General features: G+C 35.4%; 30 protein-coding genes. 12 read left to right on the plus strand and 18 right to left on the minus strand.

Annotated features, from left to right (window positions below; genetic code table 11):
* Window positions 1-90: 90 nt before the first annotated feature.
* Complete coding sequence (locus tag K345_RS0101120; RefSeq protein ID WP_028972605.1) at window positions 91-858, minus strand: FMN-binding protein; 768 nt, start codon at window positions 856-858, stop codon at window positions 91-93.
* An 84-nt stretch (window positions 859-942) separates the two neighbouring features.
* Here K345_RS0101120 and K345_RS0101125 point away from each other — a divergent pair, with 84 nt between their 5' ends.
* On the plus strand, window positions 943-1,959 hold the full coding sequence (locus K345_RS0101125) for an FAD:protein FMN transferase (RefSeq protein ID WP_083963566.1): 1,017 nt from the start codon (window positions 943-945) through the stop codon (window positions 1,957-1,959).
* On the opposite strand, the gene K345_RS0101130 is transcribed toward K345_RS0101125, so the two are convergent.
* Genes K345_RS0101130 through K345_RS21995 form a run of 3 tightly spaced genes read right to left on the minus strand, consistent with a single transcriptional unit; the run spans window position 1,933 to window position 3,395 of the window.
* Window positions 1,933-2,535, minus strand: coding sequence for an energy-coupling factor transporter transmembrane component T family protein (locus K345_RS0101130; RefSeq protein WP_028972607.1), 603 nt, complete (start codon window positions 2,533-2,535; stop codon window positions 1,933-1,935). The two genes, K345_RS0101125 and K345_RS0101130, sit on opposite strands and share 27 nt — an antisense overlap.
* A complete protein-coding gene (locus tag K345_RS0101135) occupies window positions 2,519-3,043 on the minus strand; it encodes a Gx transporter family protein (RefSeq protein ID WP_028972608.1) in 525 nt (174 codons plus the stop codon). The genes K345_RS0101130 and K345_RS0101135 overlap by 17 nt, the downstream gene beginning before the upstream one ends.
* Window positions 3,027-3,395: a NusG domain II-containing protein gene (locus K345_RS21995; RefSeq protein ID WP_169714739.1), complete on the minus strand. Its 369-nt coding sequence runs from the start codon at window positions 3,393-3,395 to the stop codon at window positions 3,027-3,029. The genes K345_RS0101135 and K345_RS21995 overlap by 17 nt, the downstream gene beginning before the upstream one ends.
* Before the next feature lie 79 nt (window positions 3,396-3,474).
* On the opposite strand from K345_RS21995, the gene K345_RS0101145 reads away from it, so the two are divergent.
* Window positions 3,475-4,476: a tetratricopeptide repeat protein gene (locus tag K345_RS0101145; protein ID WP_156888258.1), complete on the plus strand. Its 1,002-nt coding sequence runs from the start codon at window positions 3,475-3,477 to the stop codon at window positions 4,474-4,476.
* Between the two features lie 17 nt (window positions 4,477-4,493).
* Window positions 4,494-5,003 carry a hypothetical protein gene (locus tag K345_RS0101150; RefSeq protein WP_028972610.1) on the plus strand — a complete coding sequence of 170 codons (510 nt, stop codon included), beginning with the start codon at window positions 4,494-4,496 and terminating at the stop codon, window positions 5,001-5,003.
* Here the strand turns inward: K345_RS0101150 and K345_RS0101155 are convergent, their stop codons facing one another.
* Entirely contained in the window at window positions 5,004-6,662 is a 1,659-nt protein-coding gene (locus tag K345_RS0101155; RefSeq protein WP_028972611.1) for an adenylate/guanylate cyclase domain-containing protein, read from the minus strand.
* A 74-nt stretch (window positions 6,663-6,736) separates the two neighbouring features.
* Here K345_RS0101155 and K345_RS0101160 point away from each other — a divergent pair, with 74 nt between their 5' ends.
* Window positions 6,737-8,902 (plus strand): coiled-coil domain-containing protein, encoded by a 2,166-nt coding sequence (locus K345_RS0101160; protein ID WP_028972612.1) that lies wholly within the window; start codon window positions 6,737-6,739, stop codon window positions 8,900-8,902.
* 85 nt (window positions 8,903-8,987) lie between these two features.
* A complete protein-coding gene (locus K345_RS0101165) occupies window positions 8,988-9,407 on the plus strand; it encodes a response regulator (RefSeq protein ID WP_028972613.1) in 420 nt (139 codons plus the stop codon).
* A gap of 2 nt (window positions 9,408-9,409) precedes the next feature.
* On the opposite strand, the gene K345_RS0101170 is transcribed toward K345_RS0101165, so the two are convergent.
* Both K345_RS0101170 and K345_RS0101175 read right to left on the minus strand, forming a co-directional pair.
* On the minus strand, window positions 9,410-10,003 hold the full coding sequence (locus K345_RS0101170; RefSeq protein WP_028972614.1) for a histidine phosphatase family protein: 594 nt from the start codon (window positions 10,001-10,003) through the stop codon (window positions 9,410-9,412).
* The gene (locus K345_RS0101175) at window positions 10,003-10,653 is read right to left on the minus strand and encodes a DUF445 domain-containing protein (RefSeq protein ID WP_053227959.1); all 651 of its coding nucleotides are present in this window, start codon (window positions 10,651-10,653) and stop codon (window positions 10,003-10,005) included. Before K345_RS0101175 ends, K345_RS0101170 begins: the two co-directional genes overlap by 1 nt.
* Before the next feature lie 178 nt (window positions 10,654-10,831).
* On the opposite strand from K345_RS0101175, the gene K345_RS0101180 reads away from it, so the two are divergent.
* Complete coding sequence (locus K345_RS0101180) at window positions 10,832-11,038, plus strand: hypothetical protein (protein WP_028972616.1); 207 nt, start codon at window positions 10,832-10,834, stop codon at window positions 11,036-11,038.
* 56 nt (window positions 11,039-11,094) lie between these two features.
* Here K345_RS0101180 and K345_RS0101185 read toward each other — a convergent pair whose 3' ends face one another.
* From K345_RS0101185 to K345_RS0101215, 7 genes are read right to left on the minus strand one after another with little or no spacing between them, the layout of a single operon-like run.
* On the minus strand, window positions 11,095-11,592 hold the full coding sequence (locus K345_RS0101185; protein ID WP_037570725.1) for a nucleoside-diphosphate kinase: 498 nt from the start codon (window positions 11,590-11,592) through the stop codon (window positions 11,095-11,097).
* Window positions 11,592-11,957: a response regulator gene (locus tag K345_RS0101190; RefSeq protein WP_028972618.1), complete on the minus strand. Its 366-nt coding sequence runs from the start codon at window positions 11,955-11,957 to the stop codon at window positions 11,592-11,594. The genes K345_RS0101185 and K345_RS0101190 overlap by 1 nt, the downstream gene beginning before the upstream one ends.
* A 49-nt stretch (window positions 11,958-12,006) precedes the next feature.
* Window positions 12,007-13,779 carry a hypothetical protein gene (locus tag K345_RS0101195; protein ID WP_028972619.1) on the minus strand — a complete coding sequence of 591 codons (1,773 nt, stop codon included), beginning with the start codon at window positions 13,777-13,779 and terminating at the stop codon, window positions 12,007-12,009.
* A gap of 6 nt (window positions 13,780-13,785) precedes the next feature.
* Window positions 13,786-14,868 carry a protein-glutamate methylesterase/protein-glutamine glutaminase gene (locus tag K345_RS0101200; RefSeq protein ID WP_028972620.1) on the minus strand — a complete coding sequence of 361 codons (1,083 nt, stop codon included), beginning with the start codon at window positions 14,866-14,868 and terminating at the stop codon, window positions 13,786-13,788.
* A 3-nt stretch (window positions 14,869-14,871) separates the two neighbouring features.
* Entirely contained in the window at window positions 14,872-17,058 is a 2,187-nt protein-coding gene (locus K345_RS0101205) for a chemotaxis protein CheA (protein ID WP_028972621.1), read from the minus strand.
* A gap of 17 nt (window positions 17,059-17,075) precedes the next feature.
* The gene (locus K345_RS0101210; protein ID WP_028972622.1) at window positions 17,076-17,402 is read right to left on the minus strand and encodes an STAS domain-containing protein; all 327 of its coding nucleotides are present in this window, start codon (window positions 17,400-17,402) and stop codon (window positions 17,076-17,078) included.
* The gene (locus tag K345_RS0101215; protein WP_028972623.1) at window positions 17,386-17,913 is read right to left on the minus strand and encodes a chemotaxis protein CheW; all 528 of its coding nucleotides are present in this window, start codon (window positions 17,911-17,913) and stop codon (window positions 17,386-17,388) included. Before K345_RS0101215 ends, K345_RS0101210 begins: the two co-directional genes overlap by 17 nt.
* 146 nt (window positions 17,914-18,059) lie before the next feature.
* Here K345_RS0101215 and K345_RS0101220 point away from each other — a divergent pair, with 146 nt between their 5' ends.
* The 5 genes from K345_RS0101220 to proB all read left to right on the plus strand — a co-directional run bounded on the left by K345_RS0101220 (window position 18,060) and on the right by proB (window position 22,704).
* On the plus strand, window positions 18,060-18,401 hold the full coding sequence (locus K345_RS0101220) for an FHA domain-containing protein (RefSeq protein ID WP_037570729.1): 342 nt from the start codon (window positions 18,060-18,062) through the stop codon (window positions 18,399-18,401).
* 53 nt (window positions 18,402-18,454) lie between these two features.
* Window positions 18,455-19,450 carry an alpha/beta fold hydrolase gene (locus K345_RS0101225; protein WP_083963568.1) on the plus strand — a complete coding sequence of 332 codons (996 nt, stop codon included), beginning with the start codon at window positions 18,455-18,457 and terminating at the stop codon, window positions 19,448-19,450.
* Window positions 19,451-19,452: 2 nt separating this feature from the next.
* Window positions 19,453-20,259 (plus strand): Cof-type HAD-IIB family hydrolase, encoded by an 807-nt coding sequence (locus K345_RS0101230; RefSeq protein WP_028972626.1) that lies wholly within the window; start codon window positions 19,453-19,455, stop codon window positions 20,257-20,259.
* Window positions 20,260-20,320: 61 nt separating this feature from the next.
* Window positions 20,321-21,598, plus strand: a complete 1,278-nt coding sequence (locus K345_RS0101235; protein WP_028972627.1) for a glutamate-5-semialdehyde dehydrogenase — start codon at window positions 20,321-20,323, stop codon at window positions 21,596-21,598.
* Window positions 21,595-22,704, plus strand: a complete 1,110-nt coding sequence (gene proB / locus K345_RS0101240) for a glutamate 5-kinase (RefSeq protein WP_028972628.1) — start codon at window positions 21,595-21,597, stop codon at window positions 22,702-22,704. Before K345_RS0101235 ends, proB begins: the two co-directional genes overlap by 4 nt.
* 30 nt (window positions 22,705-22,734) lie before the next feature.
* On the opposite strand, the gene K345_RS0101245 is transcribed toward proB, so the two are convergent.
* Window positions 22,735-23,388 carry an NUDIX hydrolase gene (locus tag K345_RS0101245; protein WP_028972629.1) on the minus strand — a complete coding sequence of 218 codons (654 nt, stop codon included), beginning with the start codon at window positions 23,386-23,388 and terminating at the stop codon, window positions 22,735-22,737.
* A 92-nt stretch (window positions 23,389-23,480) separates the two neighbouring features.
* Entirely contained in the window at window positions 23,481-24,152 is a 672-nt protein-coding gene (locus K345_RS0101250) for an HAD family hydrolase (RefSeq protein WP_028972630.1), read from the minus strand.
* A 113-nt stretch (window positions 24,153-24,265) separates the two neighbouring features.
* Between K345_RS0101250 and fbaA the strand changes: the two genes are divergently transcribed.
* Window positions 24,266-25,342 carry a class II fructose-bisphosphate aldolase gene (fbaA, locus tag K345_RS0101255; protein WP_028972631.1) on the plus strand — a complete coding sequence of 359 codons (1,077 nt, stop codon included), beginning with the start codon at window positions 24,266-24,268 and terminating at the stop codon, window positions 25,340-25,342.
* A 103-nt stretch (window positions 25,343-25,445) separates the two neighbouring features.
* Here fbaA and K345_RS0101260 read toward each other — a convergent pair whose 3' ends face one another.
* Together K345_RS0101260 and K345_RS0101265 are read right to left on the minus strand one after the other, a co-directional pair.
* Window positions 25,446-25,796, minus strand: a complete 351-nt coding sequence (locus tag K345_RS0101260) for a DUF4180 domain-containing protein (protein ID WP_028972632.1) — start codon at window positions 25,794-25,796, stop codon at window positions 25,446-25,448.
* A gap of 2 nt (window positions 25,797-25,798) precedes the next feature.
* The gene (locus tag K345_RS0101265; RefSeq protein WP_083963571.1) at window positions 25,799-26,269 is read right to left on the minus strand and encodes a MarR family winged helix-turn-helix transcriptional regulator; all 471 of its coding nucleotides are present in this window, start codon (window positions 26,267-26,269) and stop codon (window positions 25,799-25,801) included.
* Between the last annotated feature and the right edge of the window lie 26 nt (window positions 26,270-26,295).

The raw sequence follows: 26,295 nt of genomic DNA on the forward strand, positions 1-26,295 counted from the left end.
AGTAAACTTTTATTAATATAGTAAATTAATTAGATATGATCTAGGAGGTAAGGCTTACTCCTTGAAGAAGTAAACCTTTTTTATTAGAAATTAACCCCTAGCGGAGATTGCTTTTGCAGCCAAAGCCTTAAATCGCTCAGATAAGCTTGTTGCTCCAGATACGGCATCAACAGTGTCTACAGATCCCGTTGTTTCTAATTGTTTAATCAACTGAGCTTGAGCCTCCTCCCAAGAAACACCTGAATGTTCTTTCATCATGGAGTTATAACTTTCATTTCCTAGCTTACCAACTTTATCTGCATCCACTTCATCATAGGCAACTTTTGATATTTCACCATTTTGATAAGTTACAGAAATAGTTCCAGTATAACCACGTTCATCAGCTTCATCACTGACAGTATAGGTATCATTCATTGGTATAACAATATTCTCAGTGTTACCAGCTTCAGCATTCTTAAGAATTGCGGATAATAGTTCATTAAAATTAGCTTTGGTACTTGTTGCTCCTGATACACCGTCAACGGGACCAGCTTGTTTTTTAATCAATTGTTCTTCCATTGCTGATTTTGCGCTGGCTGGTGTTGTCTCTTTTTTTGTAATCTTAACCATCATATCTGCATAGTTTTGATCCTGGGACTTCAATTCACCAACTTGATTAACATAATCAAAGTCAGCTGATGCAATTTTTCCATCCTTAATTGTTAAGTTAAGAAATGGTTTCCATCCATTATGATCAGCAGCGTCATAGACAGCCGAATAAGACCCATCTTGATAGTCTGTAGTAGAAGAGTCATTGCCACATGAAGCAAGAAGTGTAATCAAACTAAGGGCAATCATAAACAAAAATGATTTTTTCATCATTTCCTCCTGTTAAGTTGTTTCACAGTTTATCTTGTTGATATACCATATGTCAAAATTTTAAAACACACTGAGGTTTATATAATGAAATTGCGACCTAATATCGTATTAATCTCAATTTGGATAATTATTTCTCTATTATCTTGCGCTGATCAAAGAGGAGTTTCAGCCTCTCGATTGTTACTGGGAACAACATGTACTATCACAGCTGATGGAGTATCACAAATTGAATTGGAAAATACTCTGGATATGGTGAAGGACATCGAAAACAGAATGCATACCACAAGAGATGGTAGTGAGGTAGCCCTCATTAATCAGATGGCCGGAATAAAAGCTGTCCATATATCTAATGATACCTATGCAGTAATAAAGAAGTCCCTACAAATGGCAAAGGATTCTCATGGGGCTTTTGATCCAACTTTAGGACCAGTCATTGAATTATGGGGAATCAGCTCCGATAATCCGAGACTTCCCAGTCCCGAAGAAATCAAAGAGGCCCTAAAGTTCGTCGATTATACAAAAGTTGTACTTAATGACAACAATCAAACTGTGTTTCTTCAAGAAAAAGGAATGGTTATTGATCTAGGTGGAATAGCTAAAGGTTATGCGGCAGATGTAGTATATAAAGAGCTGAAAGAACTGGGAGCCCATAGTGCACTCATTGACTTCGGAGGCAACATAATGGTACTGGGAGCAAAGGGTGATAGACCATGGATCATTGGTATACAAGACCCCTTTCTTCCACGAGGTCAATCCATGGGGAGATTAGAAGCACAAGACCAAACTATTGTTACCAGTGGTATCTATGAAAGATTCCTGGAAGTAGATGGTAAACACTATCACCATATCATGGATAGCCAGACAGGTTATCCTATTGATAATAATCTAGCAGGAGTTACGGTTCGGACAAAGGTTTCAATGGAAGCAGATGGACTATCCACAGCATTATTTGCCTTAGGTCCTGAACAAAGTCAGGACTTATTGGCAGAGTATCCTGATGTAGAAGCTTATTTTATCACTAAAGATAAAAAAGTAATTACTTATCACGCGAATCATCATCTGCTCATAACGAATTCAGAATTTGAACTGGTAGAGAGATAGGCCTACAAAAACCAACCAATACAATCCAATCAATAAGAATCCTTGGATTGTGTTGGTTCTTTTTTCTGCAACTTCATTGGTAGCATTAAGAGGATAAAGGTCTTCAAGGAACTGATCGATCTTTGTAATCCAATTACCTTTTGTTATCTCCTTCTTTCTATCTAGAATAACTTCCAGATAGACAAAAGTCTCCCCTAGCAAAGCACCTAACTTTCCAGGGAATGTTAAATCTCTATGAACAGCAGATAAACTAAGAAAAACCATCCCAATTATGGTAAAACCTTTTACAACTCCAATAACTAGGGAACCTAAAGTAATATCTATAGGCCCTAAGGAATAAAGAAGCTGTCCTGCAGGGGTCAAGAGATGAAAGAAGGTTACCGAACCTACCATCATAACAAAATATAAGTATTTCAATTTTTTACCTGCTAAGGTAACTAAAAAAGCCAACATCAATACTTCAATGAATTTCAACAATACATTGTCTTGAAAACTGAAAGGAATAATGAGGGGGATGAAACCCCAGAACCTTGTTTTAGGATTTAATAGTTTACTTATCCTATCTTTGGGCTTCATAGATCTTCCTGTACCATTGAGATTTATTTCTAAACTCTTGAGCAAACAATCCCATCAAAAACCCACTCACAGTTCCGACGGTAATAAAAATAGGTAGGATAACAAGAGAATTTTGTCCAAAAATAAAGAATATCGATAATAAAAGCTGTATGGCATTACTGGTTAAGGCTCCAGCCATACTAATACCGACTAGAGAAATCCACTTTTGATAAAATAATCGATGAAGGGTATACATGACAAACAAACTCGAAAAAGTACCTAATAAGCTAAACACAAAAACATAACTGGCCAATGTCCCATTCACAACTCCCTGACCTACAACTTTTATAAGGGATAACAAGAGAAGTTCAGGAAAAGTAAATATATCTAAAGCCAGAATAATAGGAATATTAGCTAAACCTAATCGCATAAAAGGAAGAGGTTTGGGAAACAAAAACTCAATGGCGGCAAAGAACAAACTTATAGCCCCGAGTAAGGGGATTAAATCCCTTTTAGTAGGAATTGACATCAATAGGAGCCTCCTTACTTTCTTCACCTACAACTCTAAACAATAACCCATTTGGTAAGCAGGCAATCCATTGATTATTCTTATGAATGGGAGGTGTTGTTACGCATAATTTATTAAGACAAGGAGAATCTAATACATCTACATATCCATTTTTTATAACAAAATGGGTATCACCTAAAGGACCTGCAACATAACCATCATAATCTTTATCTAGGGCATAAACCCAAGTGTTATCACCTTGAGTGATAACCAACTTTAAGCTATCCATCCTTTGCATACCTGTAACAATCAAATACAAAGATAGACTAAGAGCTACCAGGCTTATGATGTAATCCAGTAATTTTAATCGCATATTGCAAAAGTAGAGTTGTTTTTCAACTTGGTCAAGGAACATCTTGCAACTAAAGCAAAAGAAAACTTACAATTTAATTATGAAGCGTAGCCTAATAATGATTAGTTATTTATGGATCACAGTTCTCCTTTGGGGTCAAACATCCTCTAATGACATGGCTAATGTATTTATTGTGTCAGAACCTCAAAATGCTCATATCATAGTGAACAATCAGGCTATTACCCAAAAAACTCCCGCCTTAATAAAGCTCCCTATCAATTCTAAACATTCCCTATCTCTTTTAAAGGATGACTACAAATTATTATCCATAGAGTTTTCAGTGGATAAAAATAACATTGTAATAAACAAAACATTGGAATCTAATTATATAATTGTAGAAAATCCAGACTCAAGTAAAAGCCAGAGTTCAAAATATTTAAAAATACCTGAAGGAGAATATTCTATAGACAGAACTAACATGGATGGATTTATACAACCTCAGTATCCCCATAAAAACCAAATGTTGTTAATGAATATTTTTTCAATCCCTTTTTATTTTGTTACTACAATTGCCTGGTTCTCCCAGGAAGAGTTAACACCATCACGTACAACTATGGCCTTATCAGGAGCTTCACTCACTTTATTTCTATCCAATTTAATTCTTCACAAAAAAAGAAATGATTATGAAAGAAACTTTTACAGTTCAATTCAGGAGATTGATAACGAAAGCTATAATGATCAATTAGAATTTGATAAAGGAGAAATATATCTGCAACAAGGGTTATTCATCGATGCTGAGAAAACTTATCTGGATATTTTGCAATTAAATAAGGACAAAAGTATATATCCCATTATTTTTTACAAACTTGCAAAGCTCCATCTTATTATGGGGAAAACAGATATAAGCGAGGAAGAACTGTTACTTATACTAACGAATTATCCTCATCCGGATGTGTATGATAAAACACTAAAGACTTTAGCTGATATATCTATTGTAAAAGGAAATGTATCAAAAGGAATCGAATACTTAAACAAGATTACTTACATTGATCCAATTTATTCAAAAGAAGATATTAAAAATATTATCGAGGCATTAAAGTGAAGAGCATATTCTTAATCATGCTATTTCCAATATTTGTCCTATCTCCCTGGGCTCAAGATTCAGGAATAGAAAATATGGTTCTCAATAATGAGTCCATATCATCCTCAGAACTGGAGGATATAAAAGAATGGATGGAGTCATTATCAGATAGTAATAACCAGGAACTAATAAATACGAGTTTAAGTTTATATATTATAAGTCTTGAAAAGCATAAAACATCCAACACAAATAGGGATGCAATTGAACAACTTTATATTGATGAAACTAATAGAATAAGAAACTTAAAGATTTCAAGACTATTAAGAAAAGTATCATTAATAACAGGAACAGTAGCATTGGGAAGTACTATCTTATTTGATATCATCTCTGAAGAGAATTATTCCGTATACTCTGATAATGGCAACACTGAGAATGTAAGAGATTCAGCTTATCAAGACTATAAGACATCAAGGGATATATCGATAACCAGTCTGGCCCTATTAGCATTTTCTGGATTAAATTATTTAATTGCTCTAAACATGGAATAACTACTTTTCTTTTAAAACTTCTAGTCCTACCCAACCTTCATCAGGTGGAGTGGCTATATAAATTTTGCTTCGCTCTTTGTATATTTTTGCAATAACATCATCAGGATCAAATATTAATATTCTATCGAAATATTTCAGGGCGTTTTTAAAATCTTTTGCATAGTAAAATGATAGTCCTGCATGATGATGGTTCCATATTTTTTCCTCTTCAGCAGTTAAGACCCTTTTCGCTGTGTAAATATTTTCCCCCGTAGTCTTGCCTTTAACAACAACCTTATCAACTAGTCGACAGGGATATTCAGACTTTACACGGCGATAAACAGCTTCACTAAAAATCAACTTCTGTCCGTATTTTTTGGTTAGTCCTTCTAAACGTGATGCCAGATTAACTTCATCCCCTATAACCGTATAATCCATCTTTTTATCACTACCAATGTTACCGACAGTGACTAATCCATAGTTAATTCCTATTCCTGTGTTAAATTCAGGTTGATTCTGTTCTCTTTGCTTTTCATTAAAAATTTGTATAGCATCAATCATTCCCAAAGCCGCATTAACAGCTGATAAAGCATCATTATCACCTTTTATGGGAGCGCCATAAAAAGCCATGATGGCATCACCAATATATTTATCAACAATCCCTCCCTCAGACACAATGATATCTACCATAATGGAAAAATATCTATTTAAGGTTTGAACTAACTCTTCAGGAGTTAGCCCTTCACTTATGGTTGTAAATGATCTTATATCTGAGAAAAAAATCGCTAAACGTCGTTTGTCACCGACTAACATAGCCTCAGGGTTTATAAACACCTTATCTATGACATCTTTAGGTACATACTTCTGAAATATATTCCTAATCTTCTTTTCTCTTTTTTCAGCTAACACTGATTGAAAAGCAAAATTCTTTATTTGACTATAGGCCTTATCAAGTTCCTGAATCATAACATTGAACGTCCCTGCCAGTTCCCCCACTTCATCATTGAACTGAACTGGAACCCTCTGATTTAAGTCATTATGAGTTATTATTTCTTTCATGGACTTAACGACTTTACCAAGGGGATTAATAATTATCTGCACAAATATCATTAACATTATGATCGCAATACAGGCAGCAATTCCCATGATAATCAACGTCTGTTTTAAGATATTAGAGACCTCTTGGTAAAAAACATTTCTCGCCTCCGAAATATACACCCACCAATTGAAGGGAGCAAAAAAGAAAGCTTGTCCAACTCTATCTTCATTAGACAAAGACATTATGGTCCAACCTTCCTTCTTACTTGTAAGACTTTCTCTTAATGTACTTATATCTTCTGAGGATAAAGGTTCATTAGAAGTATCAAAAACAATACCCAAATCAGGATGGATAGCTATTATTCTCTCTGTATCACTTCTCACGAGTGTAGAGGCATAGGAAGCAATTGCCTTTTTAGATATTTCGAGGTATTGGGGTCTATCAATTAATCTATTGCTAACGAGAAGATCCCACTGATTATCAGCGTACTTTTTAAGTTCCTTTGCTTTAAATCCTAAAAAATCTACTGCTATTCTGGTTATTGCATTTTGAGCTGCAAATGATGATGAGAAACCAGCAATAGATAACGTAGAGACAATCAAAGGCAAAACAATTAAAATAATCTTACTTCTTACTTTCATCTTTATTAAGAATCGACAGATAAAAGTTGCTCTTAAAGAGATATTCAATAGAATTAATTAGTAGAAGGTGTTTTTTGGAAATTCAAGACTTAAAGACCGAGGAAGAGCGACTCAAAGAAGAAGGTTTTTCTCAACAAGACAAAGACGAGATCTTTGATCAGATAGATCAAATTGCTCAAAAAAACAAAATACATATTACTCCTGAAATTTTCGAGGTACGAACTCATAAAGGTAATATATTTCCATGGCTTGTCAATATCATTGCACTCATTACCATCCCCTTAGCGTTTTACATAATAAGCAGATATTTCACACAGAAAGAGAACAGTATTACCTTAGAAACTAACACCTATTTTTCCGGAGAAGGACAATTAATATCAGAAGTAATTAAAGAATCAGAAGCAAAGCTAGAAGCAAAACAAGGTGAAATCAATAAAATCAAATCAGAACTAAATAACATTAATGCTCAACAAGAAGCATTGTTAAACAATATGCAAAATCAGATTACTGAGAAAGAGGAAGAATTACGCAGTCAATATGAAATAGCCCTGGAAGAAGAACGGCAACGCTTAATCGATCAGGGAATGGCTCAAAGTGAAATAACAAAACTTCTGGAAGAATGGGAACAACAGAAAAAACAAGAGCTTTCTACAACACTTGAAAATTTTAAAGCTTCTGCCGCTCAAGAGTTGGAAGAAAAAGAAACAGACCTGAAAAACACCAGACTTCAACTGGAGAATGTCCTGGAAAGCGCAGAACAGGAACAGCAAAGACTTATCGAAGAAACTAATAGAACTAAGGAAGAGTCAGAAGCACTTAAGAATGAAAATGAACAAATAACAGATGAACTTGATAGACTCATGGGGACGAAACTTCAAGAAGATTTGTACACGGATCAACTTATTCAAACCTATCAACAAATAAAATATGATCTTGAAACTGGCAACAAAACCAAAGCAAATGAAGATTTGCTACTTCTCACTTCGCTTATAGATGATATTTCTACAAAAAAATTACCCTCCTTGAAAAAAAGAATAGAGACAGAAAGATTTGTGATTTCTCTTATATCTACCTTGCTTTTGGACACTGAAGATTCACCATGGTCGCAGAACAACCTGTTACTAGATTCACTGGATGAAAAGATAGCAGAGGCAACAGAGTTAAAAGCAAAAGGACAACAGCAAGAAGCCTCTAAAGTTTTCAATGATGTTATTACCACTTTTGATGCTATTAATACGGCGCATACTCAATTAAATGAGATAAAAGATGAAATCCAACAAGCTAAGCTAAATGAAGCTTATAAAACGGCACAGCTTGATGGTAACAAGATTAATTCTTATCTCAATTTTATTAGAGAGTTTTTTCCAGATCCTATTATGGGAAAATCATTAACTAATGAAATAGCTAATGATTGGGAACAAAAAAACTCACAGTTAGAAGTACAGAAATCAGAACTAGCAAACTCTTCCATACAGATAACTAGTTTAGAAAGGGAAAACCAAGAATTATCAGACAACTTAAACATGCTAGAAACAGTTATCACAAATAATCAAGAACGTATTGATTACTATGAAGAATATGCCATTCAACTAAGTGATTTAACAAGCAAATATGTCACTATAAGTAAGTTAATTGAAGATAATATAGAAAATAATAATGATAAGGAACTTCAACAGAATATGAGCCAGCTAGGAACTTTATTTAATACAAACATTGCTCAAAATATCCTTCCTAATATAGGACATAACTATCAAGTCCTCATTGATTACATACAAAATAAAACAAAACAAGAAATAGCTTTTAATAACAATGATTCTGTTAATGATATTCTTAGGGTTATAAAATACATGTCAGGTTCAGAAAACTTAACAGAAGAAGACAAAACTATATTAGAAGATCAAATCCAAGATAATCAGGAATTAAATGATATTATTGAAGAACTAAGGACATTAGCGATTCGAGGGCAAAAAAGTTCTCTCCAATCAAAGGAATATCTACTATTAGGAGCTGTTAGCTATAAATTAAACGATTCAATAATAGTTGAACGTTTGACGGATATTTTAGTAACTGACAAACAAAAGGTCCAATTCAGACGTCAAATCAAAGGGGAAAGTGTTATCATTGCAGAAGGTGAGATAAGATCCTTTGAAGGATCTAAAGTATTAACAAATATATCATCTATTATTGATCAAGAACCCCGTAGTGGGGATATAGTATTTGTAGAAATGTTAATAAAATAAAAAATCTATGATAATGATTATGATCCATGATAAAATATGAGTCCGTATAATCATTCTGATTTGCACGAAAATAAGTGAGGAGAAAATGAATCGAGCAAAAATTTTGGTAGTAGATGATCGTCCTGAAAATCTACTTGCCTTTGGGTTGGTCCTTAGTGATATTGATGCAGATATAGTGAATGCGGCATCAGGAGAGGAAGCTCTCGAAAAAGTTAAAACGAACGAATTTTCTATTGCTTTACTTGATATTCAAATGCCTGATATGGATGGCTATGAACTAGCTGAGCTCATTAGAAAAGATGAAAAGCATACAGAAATGCCTATTTTCTTTATATCATCTATATTTGCAAAGGATTTTACCTTATTCCCGGGAGCTGAGCTTGGGCCTGTAGATTTTATGCAGAGACCATTTAAGAATGATCTATTTCTAATTAGAATAAGAACTCTAGTGGAATATGTAAGAATGAAAAAACAGTTAGAAGAATTAAAACTTATGGAAAAGTAAATTTAGTAAGCAATTCGGTTTTCTAAAGAAATTGAAGGATGCTTTGTCCAATTGAGCACGGTAAGACTTGCAGAATCAAACGATGGAGCATCCCAAATATAGTTGATATTTCCATATTTTATCATTGTATATATTACTTTTAATACCATTCCATGGGTAAAAATCAGTATCTTTTTATATCCATTTATTCTCTTTATATTATCCAGACAATAAGACACTCTAGACCATACCTCAGAAAAACCTTCTCCGTTAACAGCTTTATACTCTCTCGGAGTATTATGAAATGCTTCATACTCAGAGGCATACAACTTCTGTACTTCACCAACAGTTCTCCCCTGCCATTGACCTAAGTTTATTTCTCTAAAATCATCTAATAGAGTAATACCCATAATAGGATTCATCGCAATATTAGCTGTTGCAATAGTCCGTCCCAAACTAGAAGAATAGACATGATCATAAGATTTACGAGAGATAATCTTTTTCACTGACTTCGCTTGTTTGATTCCTTCTTCCGTTAAAGGAGAATCCAATTGACCTTGAAAACGGCTTTGACAATTCCATAGGGTCTGACCATGTCTGATTAAGGATACTTCCATTATTTTCCTATAACTCCAACAACTAAACCAATTAATCCACCAAACAATCCCCCCCAGAGAACCAGCCATCCTAAATGTTTTCTTATCATGTTTTGAATTATATTCTTAACCATAAGGGGGGTTAATTCATCGAGTCTCTTCTTCACTATATTCTCTACATTATTAACTAAAGATTCGACATTAACAGAAGAATCCAACTCTAATTTTTTAAGAGTTTCCGGGGAGGAAACCTCTTCTTTAATAGCAACTTTTGAACGTTCTATAAAAGGAGCCCTGTACCCCTCAAGGACAGAAGAACCTCCGAACATAGACAACATGGAACCCAATTGACTTTCAACGATAATATTAACCAATTCATCAAACAATTTATTAAAGTCAAGCTGATCTACCATATCGTTTATCTTGGAAGATATTCCATTATTGGAATTTTTCTCTGTTATATATTTTCTAATATTATCTTCACTAAAGAATTGATTCATGATGAGGTTTTGGATACCAGATTTAAACTCTTCAAAATGAAGAGGTATCACGCCGGAACCATATAAAAAGGGTACCTTTTCAAATAGCATATAAACAGCCAACCAGTTTGTGACAGCTCCTGATAAGGCGAAGATACCTGCAGACATAACTTCAGATCGAAAGACAGGCATAAAGTACCCGACTATTATTATTAATATTGAAACAAGTGTTGTTATTAGGCTCATAGTACCTAAGGTAATCATATTTTTATTTATTTGTTAATACCAAGATAATAAAGAATTATCTAAACCACTACGAATCTTTTGGCGAAAATTGTAGTAACAGTTCATCCAATACTAGGAGTAAATCATGAAACTATATGAAGTAAAGGGAAAAAATCCTCATAAGGAATACTTAAAAGTACTCGGGGAAACTAAAAATGGATTAGAAGTATTAATGATTCGCATAAAAGAAGACTACACTAGTGAAAAAAGAGAGATATTACCAAAAGAACTATTTGAAACATGCCTTCGGACTCAATACTTAGTAGAATCAAGCAATTTTCTATCGGCATAAGGAATAAAATGTTAGAGAGGTGCTAAGAAAAGGCACCTCATAACTCTATTATTTACTTAGAAGAAATGCTCAACCTGATCAGATCTTTTATATTCTGTGACTTCATCACTATTAAACCAAAGGCCAATCTCCTTTTCTGCCTCCTCAACAGAGGCTGAAGCATGAATCACATTTCTAATTGATTCTTCTTTTTCCGTACTTAGAGCAAAAGTATGGTGACAGAAATCACCTCTTATAGTTCCAGGGAGTGCACTTTTGGGCTCAGTGGAACCAGCTAATTTCCGTACGACTTCTACAGCACTAACTCCTTCCACAACCATGGCAACAACCGGATCGGAAGTAATGAATTTAATTAAACGATTCCTAACATCCTCTCCATGACGAACAGCTATGTCATCATAACTATAATGTTCACCAGCCAGTTGTGGTGTAGGTTTAACCATCTTCATGGCTATAATCTTCAAACCAGTACGTTCCAAACGTGAAATAATTTCTCCAATCAAAGCACGCCTAACCGCATCAGGTTTTAACAAAACTAAAGTATTTTCAAGCATCAGTTTGGTAGTACCTTCCTAATTGTTCCTAAAAGTTTTTCATTATCAAAGGGCTTTACAATCCAACCGGTAGCTCCGGCTGCTTTACCTTCCTGCATTTTGCTATCTTGTGACTCAGTAGTCAATACGAGTATAGGTACAAATTTATAGTCACTTAAGGATCTTGCTTCTTTTACTAAAGTGATTCCGTCCATATTAGGCATGTTAACATCTGTAATTACCAGATCATATTTTGCGGCTTTAACTTTACTTAGCCCATCTTGACCATCTTCAGCAGTAATAACATCAAACCCATTTTCTTTTAGTACAAATTCTAAACTTTGACGAATGGCTGAGGAATCATCAACAACTAGTATTTTTTTCATACAATCCTCCTATCAAAACTATAATTCATGATTATATGCTTTTCAAATGCTAAAACAGCGTTACATCACCAGTTTCAACGGAATCATCAGATAATTCTATACCCGCAGCATCACTGGCAGCTTTCTTATGTGTATAAATGGTAAATTGGTCTAAAAGCTTTTTAATCCGATCATCCTTCACTTCCCAAGAAGTAAGATTTCTTTTTTCTAAAGCTTCCTGGTATTGGACATTAAAATCAGCACTGGATTTCTCAAGAATACCACCTAATTCCTCTAATAAGGACTCAAGATCTTGTAGATCATTCAAATCCTCTTCAATTATGGAAAACGAGCTAAGGAAATCACCTTCTACCAATGAAAAGTGTGATATGGAATGCTGCATTTTCGAACCTTCATTATATATCTCTTCATACATATCTTTTAACTGGGAAGAAAAGGTTTTAATAAAGCTTGATTCTTCTTTTGATTGTTCTGCTAGTTGAGAGACTACCCGTTTTGTTCCCTCTATAAAGTCTTTTGTCTTATTCAAGGCATCAGTAACATTTGATTCAATACTAACAATAACATCACTCATTTCTTCAATATTTTTAACCATTTCTTTTAGGGCCACCTGCCTTGCGACTTCTATACGGCTAGCTATATTAATATTCTGAAAGCGGTCAACCAAGGTTCCAATAGCAGACAAATCTTTTTCCACACTTGATACCATTACATCAAGTTCTTTTGACAAATCAGAAACGTTAGATTTTTCCTTGAGCGATTTATTAAGACTTGAAACCACATCTTCAATTATCTTCGTTGCCAAAGCAAAATTCTCAGCAAAGATACTTTTTGTATCTCCAACGGAATCGAAATGGGCCCGAAACTCTACAATCTTATCCTTCATCAGTGAGAATAGGCCTTTAAGAGATTCATACTCATGGGAAAAGGATAATACACTTGAAACATATTGCTTACGAATATCTTCTAATATCTCCTCACTCAATCGAGAGGCATCTACATAAAATCTTAATTCATCCATTGAATCATCAAATGCAGCCTTTTCTTTTTCATCTATAAATAGAATGATATGATCCAAGGATTGTCTCAAGATATCCTGCATCTGAATAGTCTGCATGACTTTCATAAAAGGCTGACGAATTTTTTTGGCAGTTTCCATTAAGTCTTTTAGAATACCTATTACATTCTGGGTCTCATGGAAAAAAGTATCAAAACTACGACTAATATCCTTTTCTAAGTTAGCTAATAAGTCTTGTTGACTCCCCAGACTCCCCCTTACTGTTTGTTGATATTCACCTAGGGTTAGTTCAATTTTTTCACCTTTCTGCCCCAAGGAATCAGCAAGACCTATCATTCTTTGTGTTAGTTTACGTATTTCTGAAGTTATATAACTAAAAGCCCCCCCAGCCTTTCCTGCTTTAACAGCAACCGTTAATGTGTTTATTGATATAATCTCCATATCAACAGAGACTTCTTTCAATTGATTGATACTAACATCGATCTCTTTTATACCATTTATTTCCTTTTCTAAATTCGTTACCAAACCAGCATGGGCTTTTGTATTCTCATTTAGAAAATAGGAAGATTCCTCAATCAGATCTTTGGTTACACCTAACTTATATCCCAATTCCGAATCGAGAAAAGAATCTTCTCCTTGAGATAATATCTCCAAATCTTTCATTACATCAGTCGAATGAGATAACTTATTATCAAACTGTTTTAACAATGAGGGGTAATTTGTTGCAATTCTAGCAAATACTTTTTCTGACCTTTTCTGAAATTCTTCTATTATCTTTCTTGCGTTTTGTATTTTTGATGTCACACTGTCCTACCTGGATTTCGTTTTTTCTACAACATGAGAAGCAATCTTCTCCAAAGGAAGAACGTTATCAACTGCATTTGCGGCAATAGCTTCTTTAGGCATTCCAAAAACAACACAGGTTTTCTCATCTTGAGCAATGGTGTAGGCCCCATGATCATGCATTTCTTTCATTCCCCTCGCACCATCATCACCCATACCTGTCATTATGACACCTATAGCATTTTTTCCTGCATAACTAGCCACCGATCTAAACAAAACATCTACACTTGGTCTATGCCTACTTACCAGAGGTCCTTCCTTTGTTTCAACATAATACCTTGCTCCAGATCTTTTTAAAAGCATGTGTTTATTTCCTGGAGCAATTAATGCTTGCCCAGGGAGCACAGAATCATTATTTTCCGCTTCTTTTACTGTGATTTTACAAGTTATATTCAATCTATCAGCAAATGCCTTTGTAAATTTTTCCGGCATATGCTGAACGATTACAATACCAGGGGAGTCTATGGGAAGTTCTTCCAGGAACTGCCTTAAGGCCTCCGTTCCCCCTGTAGAGGCTCCCACTGCAATTATTTTTTCAGTTGTATCTATACTTAAAGGAGCTTTACCAATGGATAAGACTGCATCAGCTGTTAATTTGGGCTGTGGCTCTATAGAGACATTTTGTTTAACAGATATTTTCTTTAACTTACTGATAGCGGCAGCCCTTAGAACATCCAAGATTCTTACTTTTGATTCTTCAAAGAACTGCTTCGTCCCTAACTTAGGTTTTGTTATAATATCTACAGCCCCTAACTCTAGGGCAGTGAAAGCATTGTTTGAACCTTTTTCTGTCTTGCTTGAACATATAATCACAGGAATAGGATGCTGAGACATTATTTTCCTTAAGAAAGTTAATCCATCCATCCTTGGCATTTCTATATCCAAGGTCATAACATCAGGAAGTACAGATGCTAGTTTTTTAGCAGCAATATAAGGGTCAGCAGCTGTTCCTACGACCTCAAAGTCTGAATCCTCCTCAATAATTGAAGACAAAGTTTGTCTTACTACAGCAGAATCATCTACAATCAACACTCTTATCTTATCTGACATTTACTACACCTTTTGATGTTCTTTTGAGTTATGACGGGCTATTTCAGATATTTTTTCTACATCAACAATCAGGGCGACCCTTCCATTACCTAAAATAGTGGCACCACTGATACCTTCTAAATCCTGGTAGAGAGGACCTAATGTTTTAATAACAGTTTGATAATCCCCAATGACTTCATCAACGACAAAGCCAACAAGATCCTGAGTTGACTTGATAACCACAACCTGTTCGATATCTCTATTATCACTTTCAAATTCAAATAATTTTTTAAGATGTATATAAGGAAGGATCTCATCTCTAAAAAGGATATATCTCCGGTTTTTCTGGCTCTCTACTTCTTCCTTTGTTAAGTCAACACAGGCTATGACAGAAGACAAAGGAATAACCATATACTCAGATCCAATACGAACAAGAAGCCCTTCAATAATGGCGAGAGTTAAGGGAAAAGAGAGGGTTATACGTGTGAATTGATTGTAGACACTTTCTATTTTAATTTTACCTCGAAGAGCTTCAATCTGGCGTTTGACAACATCCATGCCAACACCCCTTCCACTTACACTGGAGACAACCTTGGCAGTCGAAAACCCAGGTTCAAAAATAAACCTAAAGATATCTTCATCGGACAAACCATTACCATCATTAACCAGCCCCCTTTCAATAGCTTTGTTAAGGATTCTGTCCTTATCTAGTCCATTACCATCATCCTCAATTATTATAGAGACACTGGCTCCCTGATGTACCGCTTTAAGGCATACAGTCCCCTGAGGATTTTTACCTTTTGCCTCCCTCTCTTGGGGTGTCTCAATACCATGATCTATACTGTTACGTATAATATGGACAAGAGGATCGTTTAGTTTTTCAATGATGGTTTTATCTAACTCAGTATCCCCACCTTCTGTATTCATAAGGACGGCTTTATCCAAATCTTGAGCTAAGTCTCTAACTAGTCTATTAAAACGAGTAAAGGTACTACCAATGGGTACCATTCGTAATATCATGGCATTATCACGTAATTCCGTTGTTAGACGTTCTAACTCTTCGGAAACGGAGGCAAAGGAAGTATTTCTTTCATGATCGGCAATTTGGGCAATCCTGGCTTGAACTGTTACCAGCTCACCGACCAAATCTACTAATTTATCAAGTTTATCCGATGATACCCGTAATGAACTATTACTGGCAGGTTTCTTCTTCTCGATGACTTTCTTTATATGTTCCTGTTCAGATAATGCTGTATTAAGATCTTCCTCAGAAACCTTTTGATGATCCTTTAAAACCTCGCCAATTTTCTTTTGCCCTTTAAGAGCCTCATTAACGGTCTCCGCTTCAACCACTCCATTCTTTACAAGTATCTCACCTATACGGGGTTCTGTACCTGGTATTAATTCACAATGGACTTCAGTTATTTCTAACTCGGAAGCGGCATCTAAAAAAATAAAAGCATCATCGACAAGGGTCCTCCCTTTATTGGTTGTAACAAGGATATCCCAAGCCAAATAATTATTTTCTGGTTTTAAGTTATCAAAAGAGGGAACTTCTTTATGAATAGTTCTGCAAGAATACTCTCCTAGCTCTTGTAATTCTTGAAGTATTAACAGAGGACGAGATCCAGTTAGGAAAAACTCAGGTGAGGGATGAAATTTTATTCGATAAGTAACATCCTTATTAACTGGGTCTTCCTCTTGAACCTCTTCTTTTTCAGGTTCCTTTATTGTTAGTTCTGTTTCTGGTTCTTCAGGAAGCTTCTCTTCTTCTGTTTTAACAGCTTCAACGACAGGATCTCCGTCTTCCTTTACTTCAGGAGCCTCATCAGGATTTTCACTACGTTGTTCCACTAAATTGGTTATAACAACAATAAGCTCTTGAGCGGACTTATCCAATTCAGGAGTATCTTCATCGAGCATTGCATAAATCTGATCACGGCAACGAAGAGTTAGGTCAATTAGCTTTTCGGTAACAGGTATTTCTCCATTTCTTAACTCTTCCATTACCGTTTCAACTTGGTGGGTAAAATGTGATATCTTCTCAAAACCAAACATTGACGAAGAGCCTTTAATAGTATGCATAACTCTAAATACAGCAAACAAAGTATCCTTATCTTGGGGATCTTGTTCCAACTTAAGTAAGTCATCTTCTAGAGTTCCTAACAACTCAATAGCTTCTTCCTTGAAAGCTTCCTTAAACTTATCCAATATCTTCTCACCTTTACTTATTCTTTAAGTATTTCGAATAGAGGAAACCTTTCCATTTCCCCTGGCAAATCAACACCTAAACCTAATACAGTAATAGCGTCCCTAATGTCTTCTGAAAGAGTTCCACTAATAAGGACTTTATTATCATGTTCTTCCAATGTCTTATTTAATGATATCAACAGCTGAAAAAAAGTGGTATCAAACCTATTTACAGAGGTTAAATCAATAACAAAATCTTCTTCCTTAATATCTAAAGCGGTTATTTCTTCATAAAGATCTACTATGTTTTCTACAGTAAAATCGCCTTCAAAGGTATAAGTGTTCTCTTCATTCTTGGTTATCATCACCCTCTTCCTCTTCCTTTTCTTCAACTTGATCTGTAACACCCATCGCGGCTATATCTTCAGAAGTCATGATTCGGTCTATGTTTAGAATGACAATAAATTCCTCTCCCTGCCGACCCATACCATAAATAAATTGTGTATCTAATTTTGTTCCGATTTTAGGTGCCGGCTCAATGGAAGAAGAAGGGATTTCGATTACTTCTTGAACAGAATCTGTAATGGCCCCAACAGTTAAAAGTTCATCATCATATTCAATCTCTAGTATGATAATACTGGAATCAACAGTTTTATCGACTTCCTCTAAACCAAATTTCAACCTAAGATCAATGATAGGTACGACACTTCCTCTTAAGTTAATCACACCCTTCATGAAATCAGGCATACGCGGAACTCGAGTAAACTCAGAAAACTCCAACACTTCCCGAACTTTTATAACATCAATAGCGTAGCTTTCCACATCGAGGGTGAATGTCAAATAGTGGCTAGTTTTTGTTGATAGGCCGTTCTCCATTATATCAAGACTCCCTATTTGATTCTGAATACACTAAAGTCTAGTTCTAAAGATTTTTATTTGCCAGAAATAAGTAAACTTTTTGATGAAACTGTTTGGGAGGACATAGAAATAAACGATATAATGAGATCGAGAGGTTACATGTAATGAAAGATGAAACTATTATTTCAAATAGTAATATTGGTAAGCACTTAAATAAAGTTATTAGGAAAGAACAAAGAACTATCCAATTTAAAGGAAGAAAATTCCCCTTAATTGGAATCATTACTTTAGGAAGAGACAGCACCAATACCTTTGTTATAGAAGACAAACTAGCCTCAAGGAATCACGCCTTAATACAGAAAATAAAAGAAGTTTTTTATCTTAAGGATCTCAACAGTACAAATGGAACCTTTCTTAATAATCAAAGCATACCTGAAAATAAATACGTCAAATTAAATAAAGGGGATGTCATAGGGATAGGCAAAACAGAATTAACTATATTTTAGATAATGACTCTAGCCTTCTTTACTCATACTTCTATAATTGGCACAATAGACCAATGAAAAAAAGAATATACATATTGTTGTTTATCTATTTAGGATGTGTATTTCATCTCTATGCCTTTGATAACAATGATAAGATGGCAATACTAGAGAATATGCCCTCCTATCTACAGACGGGAAATTCTGCCATAAGTAAAGAATTAAGAACGTATCTGGATAATTTTTATTTACCCTACGAAAAGACAACCTATCGATATGGATTTATATCAACTGATTATGGTCACCTATTTGTTCAATCTTTCCAACCTAAAAAGCCGAAAGCAGTCGTTGCTGTTAGTCATGGATACTTAGAACATTCTGCCTGGACTTTTCAGCTAACAAACTTTCTCATTAATGAAAATTATATTGTTGTTTTGTATGACCATTATGGACATGGCTTTTCTGATGGGACACCTGGTCACATCGATGAATTCACCCAATATGGTTATGGGTTTTCAAAAGTTATCGACACTGTTTATCCTCTTTGGAAAGACTTACCCTTTGTTGCCATAGGACATAGTTTGGGCGGTGCTACCATTATACAATACACATTATCCCAGAAACATAGCCCATTGAAGGGAATTGTCTTGGCTGCTCCTCTTGTAAGAAGCTACCTTTGGGGACCCAGTGCTGCTGCCGTTAATATATTTGATTCGGTAGTTAATCGAATTCCCAGACGCTTTTCCTATAGAAAAGAGTTAATAGATAAAGGGAAGAATGACCCCCTGCAAACCAAAACAATGCCCTTAACATGGATGGAAGCTTTAGTAGAATGGGATAGTTGGAATGATACCTATCCGACAACAGATATACCTACCTTGTTACTTCAGGGAGCGAAGGACACTGTTGTAGATAGTGAATACAATTATTCCTGGATAAAAAAGCACTACACAGACCTTAAATACCAAAGATACGAAGATGCTGATCATTTACTATTTTTAGAAAGTGATGAATTACAAGAGCAGATTTTTATTGACATTAAACATTTTCTAAACGATTTACTTGAGGAATGATCATGAATGACTTTAATAATATTTTTATAATTACAGACCTGGATGGTACATTATTGAATGACCAGCATAAGATTAGTCAGGAAAACCTGGAGGCCATAGATTTTTTTGTGAAGAATGGCGGGGATTTCACTATCGCAACAGGTAGAACCAGATACTCTGCTAAACCCTATATAAAACAACTTCCTATTACTCAACCAGTTATCCTGGGTAATGGTTGTCGAGTGTATGATCCCACAAAAGATACAGATTTATTTCAGGTGGATTTACCTGTGGATATTCTTCCCATGGTAAAAGATATTGCCAATAAATATCCCAAGATGGGCATACAGACTTACAAAGATGAGATGGCAGTAATATTAAATTCAAGTGATTATACAACAGATCAATTTGATATCGAAAACATACCATTAAAGCATAGTAGAATAGACTCTCTTCCCCTACCCTGGATGAAGATCATCTTTGCCAGTACCAATGATAAACTAACAGAACTCAGGGATTATATCCTGCGTAAGTATACCAATTATAATCCAATTTTCAGTCATCAGTATTATCTTGAAATTCTTCCGGTAGAAGCCACAAAGGGGAAAGCCCTTGAATTTCTCATAAACAATTCTCCTAACCTGGATGGGAAAAAAGTATACACTATTGGAGATCAACCGAATGATATTTCCCTTCTCGAAGTAGGACAAATTAAGGCTGCTGTGGCTAATGCCCATCCTGATTTAAAGCTAAAAGCCCACATAGAAGTGAATCATCACAATGATCACGCCCTTGCTGATCTCATTAATCGAATAAGCTTAGGACTCTAGGATTATTTATCCAAAACTGTTATCTTTTGATCAATATTACTATCAATAGATAGGGGGAATTATGACTGTAATAGAACTTGCGGTTAGAACAAAAGCAGCATCCAATGAATTGACAGCGATAGACTCTGTTAAAAAAAATGAAGTATTGAATAATATAAACACATTACTTACAGAAAGAAAAAGTTCTATTATGGAAGCTAACGAATGCGACCTTAAGACAGCAACTGCTGATCATCTCGCCGCACCCCTTATTAAAAGACTCAAATTCGATCAAAGCAAGATTGAACAAGTACAAGAGGGCATTCTTAGCCTTATTAAACTACCAGACCCTTCCAATAAAACCCTTGAGAAAAAGGAATTGGATAAAGACCTTATTCTTGAGAGGGTCAGTTGTCCTATAGGCGTTATTGGCATGATATTCGAATCACGGCCTGATGCTTTAGTACAGATATCAACACTTTGTCTAAAAAGCGGCAATGGGGTTATCCTAAAAGGCGGCTCAGAAGCGATAAATACCAATAAAATCCTAACAGAAATTATAAAAGAAGCCTCAAAGAAAGCAGGTATTACTTCAGACTGGATCAATCTCATAGAGACCAGAGATGATGTCAAACAAATGCTTGCTTTGGATAAACAAATAGATTTAATTATCCCAAGAGGATCCAATGAATTTGTTCAATATATAATGAACAACTCCAATATTCCCGTATTGGGCCATGCAGATGGTATTACACATGCCTATATAGATGTGGAAGCTAATGAAGATATGGTGATTAGTCTTATTGTAGACTCGAAGACACAATACGTCGCTGTTTGTAATGCTTTAGAAACTTTGCTCATACATAAATCTATTGCGCCCCGAGTATTACCCAAGTTGAAGAAGGCACTAGAGGCCAGGAATGTTGAGATTCGCGGATGTGAACAAACCAGGAATATTATTGATTGCCAGCAAGCAACAGAAGAGGACTGGAAAACAGAGTATTTAGACTTAATCCTGTCAATAAAGCTCGTAGAAGATATGGACGAAGCTATATCTCATATCCATAAGTACACCTCTGGTCATACAGAACTAATTATTACAGACAATGTAGAAAAAGCAGAGTTTTTCTTAAATGCCGTTGATTCTGCAGATGTCTTCTGGAATTGCTCTACAAGATTCAGTGATGGATTTAGATATGGATTAGGTGCAGAAGTGGGAATTAGCACCAATAAAATTCATGCAAGAGGTCCAGTAGGAATGGAAGGTCTTCTTATTTACAAATGGAAACTGAGAGGTCACGGACACATTGTAGAAGATTACACATCAGGAAAAAGGACCTTTACACATAAATCCCTATGATTACAAACTTGGATGATATTAAAACTGTCGTTATTAAGATTGGCACAAATACGCTCAACAAAAATGGAAAGATCGATGATTCCTACCTAAAGCAGATAGCTGCACAGATATCCATTTTAAAAGAAAAAAGAATTACCCCTTTGATAGTAACCTCAGGGGCTATTGGCTTTGGAGCCTTAGAGCTAGGCATTACAAATAAAGTAACTCGTATTGATTTACGTCAAGCCTGTGCAGCAATCGGGCAACCCATATTGATGAATCATTATAAGGAAGCCTTTAAATCTTATAATATCTCAATTGGGCAAATCCTAATCACGAAGGAAGTCCTTAATCAAAGAAAGTCTTACTTAAACTTAAAAACAGCAGTAGAGGCTTTATTAAAACTGGATGTTGTCCCTATCTTCAATGAAAATGATAATATTTCTACACAAGAAATCGGAAAGGTTTTTGGGGATAATGATCGCTTAAGTGCTCATATTGCCAGTAAAATGGATGCGGATCTGTTGATCATATTGTCAGATATTGATGCCCTGTATGACAAAAACCCCAAAGTATATGACGATGCTACCCCTATCCACTTCGTGACAGAAGTCACAGCTGATATTATGAAAATGGCAAAAGGTAAAGGAAGCACGTTTTCAACTGGTGGTATGTTAACCAAGCTAAAGGCTGTCAAAATCGCAGATAAAGCCGGTTGCCAAGTCATTCTTGCCAATGGGAGAGAAGAGAACATCCTTCCCCGAATCATCAATGGGGAAGAAATCGGTACCCATTTCTTAGCCAAAGAAAGAATCTCAAATAAAAAAAGATGGATCATTAATTCGACACCCAAAGGTAAGCTAACCATTGATGAAGGTGCCATCGAAGCTCTTCGACGTCATAAGAGCCTACTACCATCTGGTGTTATTAATGTAGAAGGAATCTTTGATCATGGAGATGTGATATCAGTAAACGACTGTTTTAAGATCATAACCAATCTTACTTCTGAAGAAATAAAGATTGTTATGGGGATGCATTCCTCAGAAATTAAAAAAGCACTCCCTGCTAAAAGAAGAGATGATATAGCTCGTCCTGAAGACATTGTTGATTTATTAAGTACACCTTGATTCTTTAACGAATCAAGGTGCTATCCATATTTAAGACACGGGCCAGTTTTTTAATACTTCTCTAATGATTCTTGCTGTTATTCCCCATATAGGACCATAATCAGTTTTATACAAATAGATAGGCTGACGTTCTAATTCCCAGTGGCTCCAATAACGATCTGGAACATCCAATTCCTTTGCCGGAAATATTTCATTCCCTTCTTGATCTTTTGCATGGGCTGTTACACGTATTTTATATTCCTCTGGTTCATGGGATATTAGTTCACCTACAGGTATAGTGAAGACAGATTCCACCTCGCTAGGACTTGGATTTATGTCAGACACCCGGGGCACCAACAATCTTCCAATATAGATATCAACCATATATCCCGCTGGAGTAATAAGGCTATCAAATCTACCATCAATCACAATCTTGGAACTGTCCAGATTCAATTCCTCCATTGTTTCCCTTAATGCTGTATCTGCGGTGTTTTCAAACTCACCTTGCTCAACCATACCACCAGGAAAGCTAATTTCTCCGCCTTGTCTAATACTGAACGCTCTTTTTTCAAATAATATTTTTGCCATCCCATCTTCAAACAGAAAAGGAACAAGTACACAAGAGTGTTTTAATTCTTGATGTCCAACAATCCCTGGTCTTCCAGTAAGACGAGAAAGCAGACCTTTATATTGTTCGTTACTCATGGGGAAAGTGTAAACGATTTATAAAAAAAAGAGTAAAACTTTTTTTTACCTTTTCTTTAAAAAAAACGTGCTATAATTAGATGTTTATTTATTTATTCACTAAATACCCCCTTCATCCTCACTAATACTTCATTCAAATCACCAAAAGAGCATCCTATGTAAGTTTTCATATCCTCAGAAGCAGGCAGAACATCAGGAACAAAGATAGTATTGAACCCAGCACTATGAGCCGCTTTTATACCTACACGGGAATCTTCTATGGCATAACTGAACTTTGGATCTATATCAAGAAGTTCAGCAGCTTTTAAATAGATGTCTGGAAAAGGCTTTTTCTTCTCTACTTGATCACCACAGATCCAGGAATTAATCCATTTATTGAGATTCAGATTCTCAATAATTTTATTGGCCAACATACTTTCTGTTGTCGTTGCAATCGCCATGGGGATGCCTTGAGTCCCTGCCCAAGAAATAAGCTCCATTGCACCAGTCTTTAATCTCACCTCTGTTTGCATCAAACTTTGATATCTGGAAACAGCTTCTGACCATAAGTTGTCAACTTCATCAGACTTTAGCGACAGAGCAACACATAAGATATTTTTACAAGATAAGCTGTCTTTACCTATCATTTGGACAAAATCCTTTTCCTGATAAAGATATCCTTTTTCTTTACAAAGATTTATCCATATTCCAAGGGCTAGCCTTTCGCTATCAATTAATGTTCCATCCAGATCAAATACTATTCCACTGTTCTGTTTATGAGCCAATTTGCTATCCTCTAATTTTATTTGGTAAAACATACCTAGGCCTTTACTTATAGGGGTTAAAATTATTATATTCTATAGGTGCAAAAATCTACAATTAGGAAAGGAATTCAAGGATGGGAGTATTAGATCACATTAAACCAGGTGTCGTTTATGGCGATGACCTGAAGACTTTATTTGAAATCTGTAAAAAAGAAGGATTTGCATTACCTGCAGTTAACTGTGTAGGTTCTGACTCAGTAAATGCTGTATTAGAAGCTGCTTCAAAAGTTAACTCACCTGTAATGATTCAATTTTCAAACGGTGGTTCTGCATTCTATGCTGGTAAAGGCATTAAAGCTGAAGGCCAGGAAGCTCAGATCATAGGAGCTATTTCTGGAGCTCAGCATGTTCATTTAGTAGCTGAAAAATATGGTGTACCAGTTGTTCTTCATACTGACCACTGTGCTAAGAAGCTTCTTCCATGGATCGACGGATTACTAGATGCTGGTGAAGAGTTTTACAAGAAAAATGGAAAACCATTATTTAGTTCACATATGATTGACCTTTCTGAAGAAACACTTGAGGACAATCTTGCTATATCTACTAAATATCTTGAAAGAATGTCAAAATTAGAAATGTTCTTGGAAATCGAGTTAGGTATTACTGGAGGAGAAGAAGACGGAGTTGATAACTCTGATAGAGATCCTGCCGAACTTTACTCAAAACCAGAAGAAATTGACTATGCGTATTCTGAATTAAACAAAATCAGCCCTAACTTCACTGTTGCAGCTGCTTTTGGAAATGTTCATGGTGTATATAAACCAGGAAACGTTAAACTTACTCCAAAAATCTTAGATGCTGGTCAGCAATATATCAAAGAAAAATACAACTTATCTGATGTTCACCCTGTAACATATGTATTCCATGGTGGATCTGGTTCTACAACAGAAGAAATCAGAGAAGCAATTGGTTATGGTGTTGTGAAAATGAACATTGATACAGATACTCAGTGGGCAACATGGGAAGGTGTTCTTAAATACTACAAGAAGAATGAAGGATACTTACAGACTCAATTAGGTAACCCTGAAGGTCCTGATTCTCCAAATAAGAAATATTATGATCCAAGAAAATGGTTAAGAGAAGGACAAGCTTCTATGACTGCAAGAGTTGAAAAAGCTTTCAATGACCTTAACTGTATTGGTCGAAACTAATAAACCTTACTCGAGAGTAAGAAGGGGAGCTATTACAAAAGGCTTTGTAATAGCTCTTTTTTTTGCGATTTTAAGGGAATTAGAACTACCAAATTCTTACAAATCATTTCAAATAATGGATCCCTTCAGCTATATCCTTTGTGAATATCACGTTTCCACCTAGATTACTTTCATAGATAAAATCGTTAAAAGATGGACTTTGATATTTCGCAAAGTCTCCTAGTATTATAAGTCTTTTTCTATAATTAGAGACTTTCTGCAAAAACTCTCCGGCCAGTTTAGTTTTTAGATCGAAGAAGTCAGGAGAAAAGCACGCATCATTCAATACAATTGTATTTGTTGGACAACTCATCAAAACACTTAAAAAATCACTAGTAGTAATTATTTTATCTTCTTCAGAAAGATAGGCCCGAGACAGATCGCCTTTTGCTGTATTGATCACTTCAATATTCATCATCATTCTCCTGTATAATTACTAATAAAATCCGTTAACTCATCTAGTAAATTAATAAATTCCACACCCTTCTGTTCCTCTAGAGACTGGTACAACACAGAATTGTATTCGTCAATAAAAGGTTTTGTTACTTCGTACCTATCTAGTGAATAATCTGTAAGATAGACATTCCAGACTCTTTTATCCTGTGTATCTCTCCTTCTTTCAATTAACCCTTTTTTTTGTAGTCCATCTAATAAACGTGTGACACTAGTTTGATCTCTACACATTTTCCCCGATAGATCAGTTTGATTTATACCGGAATGATCTATCAATAAATGTATAGTAGCCCATTGCTCAGGTGTTATATTCCATCCTGCCTGTTTGAGTTTTGATTGTAATAAAACTCGTAAGGTTGTATTGATTCTATGTACTTTTAATCCAATTAATTCAGAGAGCGTCTTCCATTCTTCCATATCACCTCTATAATACATGCATATACATATATTGCATATACAAG

Source organism: Spirochaeta cellobiosiphila DSM 17781 (assembly GCF_000426705.1).
GTDB lineage: Bacteria > Spirochaetota > Spirochaetia > DSM-17781 > DSM-17781 > Spirochaeta_E > Spirochaeta_E cellobiosiphila.

Coding starts and splice junctions, on each gene's coding strand:
- K345_RS0101155 (WP_028972611.1), bottom strand. CDS start 6,662: ATGAAAGTAAGAAGTAAGATTATTTTAATTGTTTTGCCTTTGATTGTC.
- K345_RS0101265 (WP_083963571.1), bottom strand. CDS start 26,269: ATGTATTATAGAGGTGATATGGAAGAATGGAAGACGCTCTCTGAATTA.
- K345_RS0101260 (WP_028972632.1), bottom strand. CDS start 25,796: ATGAATATTGAAGTGATCAATACAGCAAAAGGCGATCTGTCTCGGGCC.
- proB (WP_028972628.1), top strand. CDS start 21,595: ATGATTACAAACTTGGATGATATTAAAACTGTCGTTATTAAGATTGGC.
- K345_RS0101220 (WP_037570729.1), top strand. CDS start 18,060: ATGAAAGATGAAACTATTATTTCAAATAGTAATATTGGTAAGCACTTA.
- K345_RS0101225 (WP_083963568.1), top strand. CDS start 18,455: ATGAAAAAAAGAATATACATATTGTTGTTTATCTATTTAGGATGTGTA.
- K345_RS0101185 (WP_037570725.1), bottom strand. CDS start 11,592: ATGCTTGAAAATACTTTAGTTTTGTTAAAACCTGATGCGGTTAGGCGT.
- K345_RS0101120 (WP_028972605.1), bottom strand. CDS start 858: ATGAAAAAATCATTTTTGTTTATGATTGCCCTTAGTTTGATTACACTT.
- K345_RS0101165 (WP_028972613.1), top strand. CDS start 8,988: ATGAATCGAGCAAAAATTTTGGTAGTAGATGATCGTCCTGAAAATCTA.
- K345_RS0101130 (WP_028972607.1), bottom strand. CDS start 2,535: ATGAAGCCCAAAGATAGGATAAGTAAACTATTAAATCCTAAAACAAGG.
- K345_RS0101180 (WP_028972616.1), top strand. CDS start 10,832: ATGAAACTATATGAAGTAAAGGGAAAAAATCCTCATAAGGAATACTTA.
- K345_RS0101170 (WP_028972614.1), bottom strand. CDS start 10,003: ATGGAAGTATCCTTAATCAGACATGGTCAGACCCTATGGAATTGTCAA.
- K345_RS0101150 (WP_028972610.1), top strand. CDS start 4,494: ATGCTATTTCCAATATTTGTCCTATCTCCCTGGGCTCAAGATTCAGGA.
- K345_RS0101230 (WP_028972626.1), top strand. CDS start 19,453: ATGAATGACTTTAATAATATTTTTATAATTACAGACCTGGATGGTACA.
- K345_RS0101215 (WP_028972623.1), bottom strand. CDS start 17,913: ATGGAGAACGGCCTATCAACAAAAACTAGCCACTATTTGACATTCACC.
- K345_RS0101190 (WP_028972618.1), bottom strand. CDS start 11,957: ATGAAAAAAATACTAGTTGTTGATGATTCCTCAGCCATTCGTCAAAGT.
- K345_RS0101135 (WP_028972608.1), bottom strand. CDS start 3,043: ATGTCAATTCCTACTAAAAGGGATTTAATCCCCTTACTCGGGGCTATA.
- K345_RS0101210 (WP_028972622.1), bottom strand. CDS start 17,402: ATGATAACCAAGAATGAAGAGAACACTTATACCTTTGAAGGCGATTTT.
- K345_RS0101145 (WP_156888258.1), top strand. CDS start 3,475: ATGAAGCGTAGCCTAATAATGATTAGTTATTTATGGATCACAGTTCTC.
- K345_RS0101175 (WP_053227959.1), bottom strand. CDS start 10,653: ATGCCTGTCTTTCGATCTGAAGTTATGTCTGCAGGTATCTTCGCCTTA.
- K345_RS0101200 (WP_028972620.1), bottom strand. CDS start 14,868: ATGTCAGATAAGATAAGAGTGTTGATTGTAGATGATTCTGCTGTAGTA.
- K345_RS0101125 (WP_083963566.1), top strand. CDS start 943: ATGAAATTGCGACCTAATATCGTATTAATCTCAATTTGGATAATTATT.
- fbaA (WP_028972631.1), top strand. CDS start 24,266: ATGGGAGTATTAGATCACATTAAACCAGGTGTCGTTTATGGCGATGAC.
- K345_RS0101245 (WP_028972629.1), bottom strand. CDS start 23,388: ATGAGTAACGAACAATATAAAGGTCTGCTTTCTCGTCTTACTGGAAGA.
- K345_RS21995 (WP_169714739.1), bottom strand. CDS start 3,395: ATGCGATTAAAATTACTGGATTACATCATAAGCCTGGTAGCTCTTAGT.
- K345_RS0101235 (WP_028972627.1), top strand. CDS start 20,321: ATGACTGTAATAGAACTTGCGGTTAGAACAAAAGCAGCATCCAATGAA.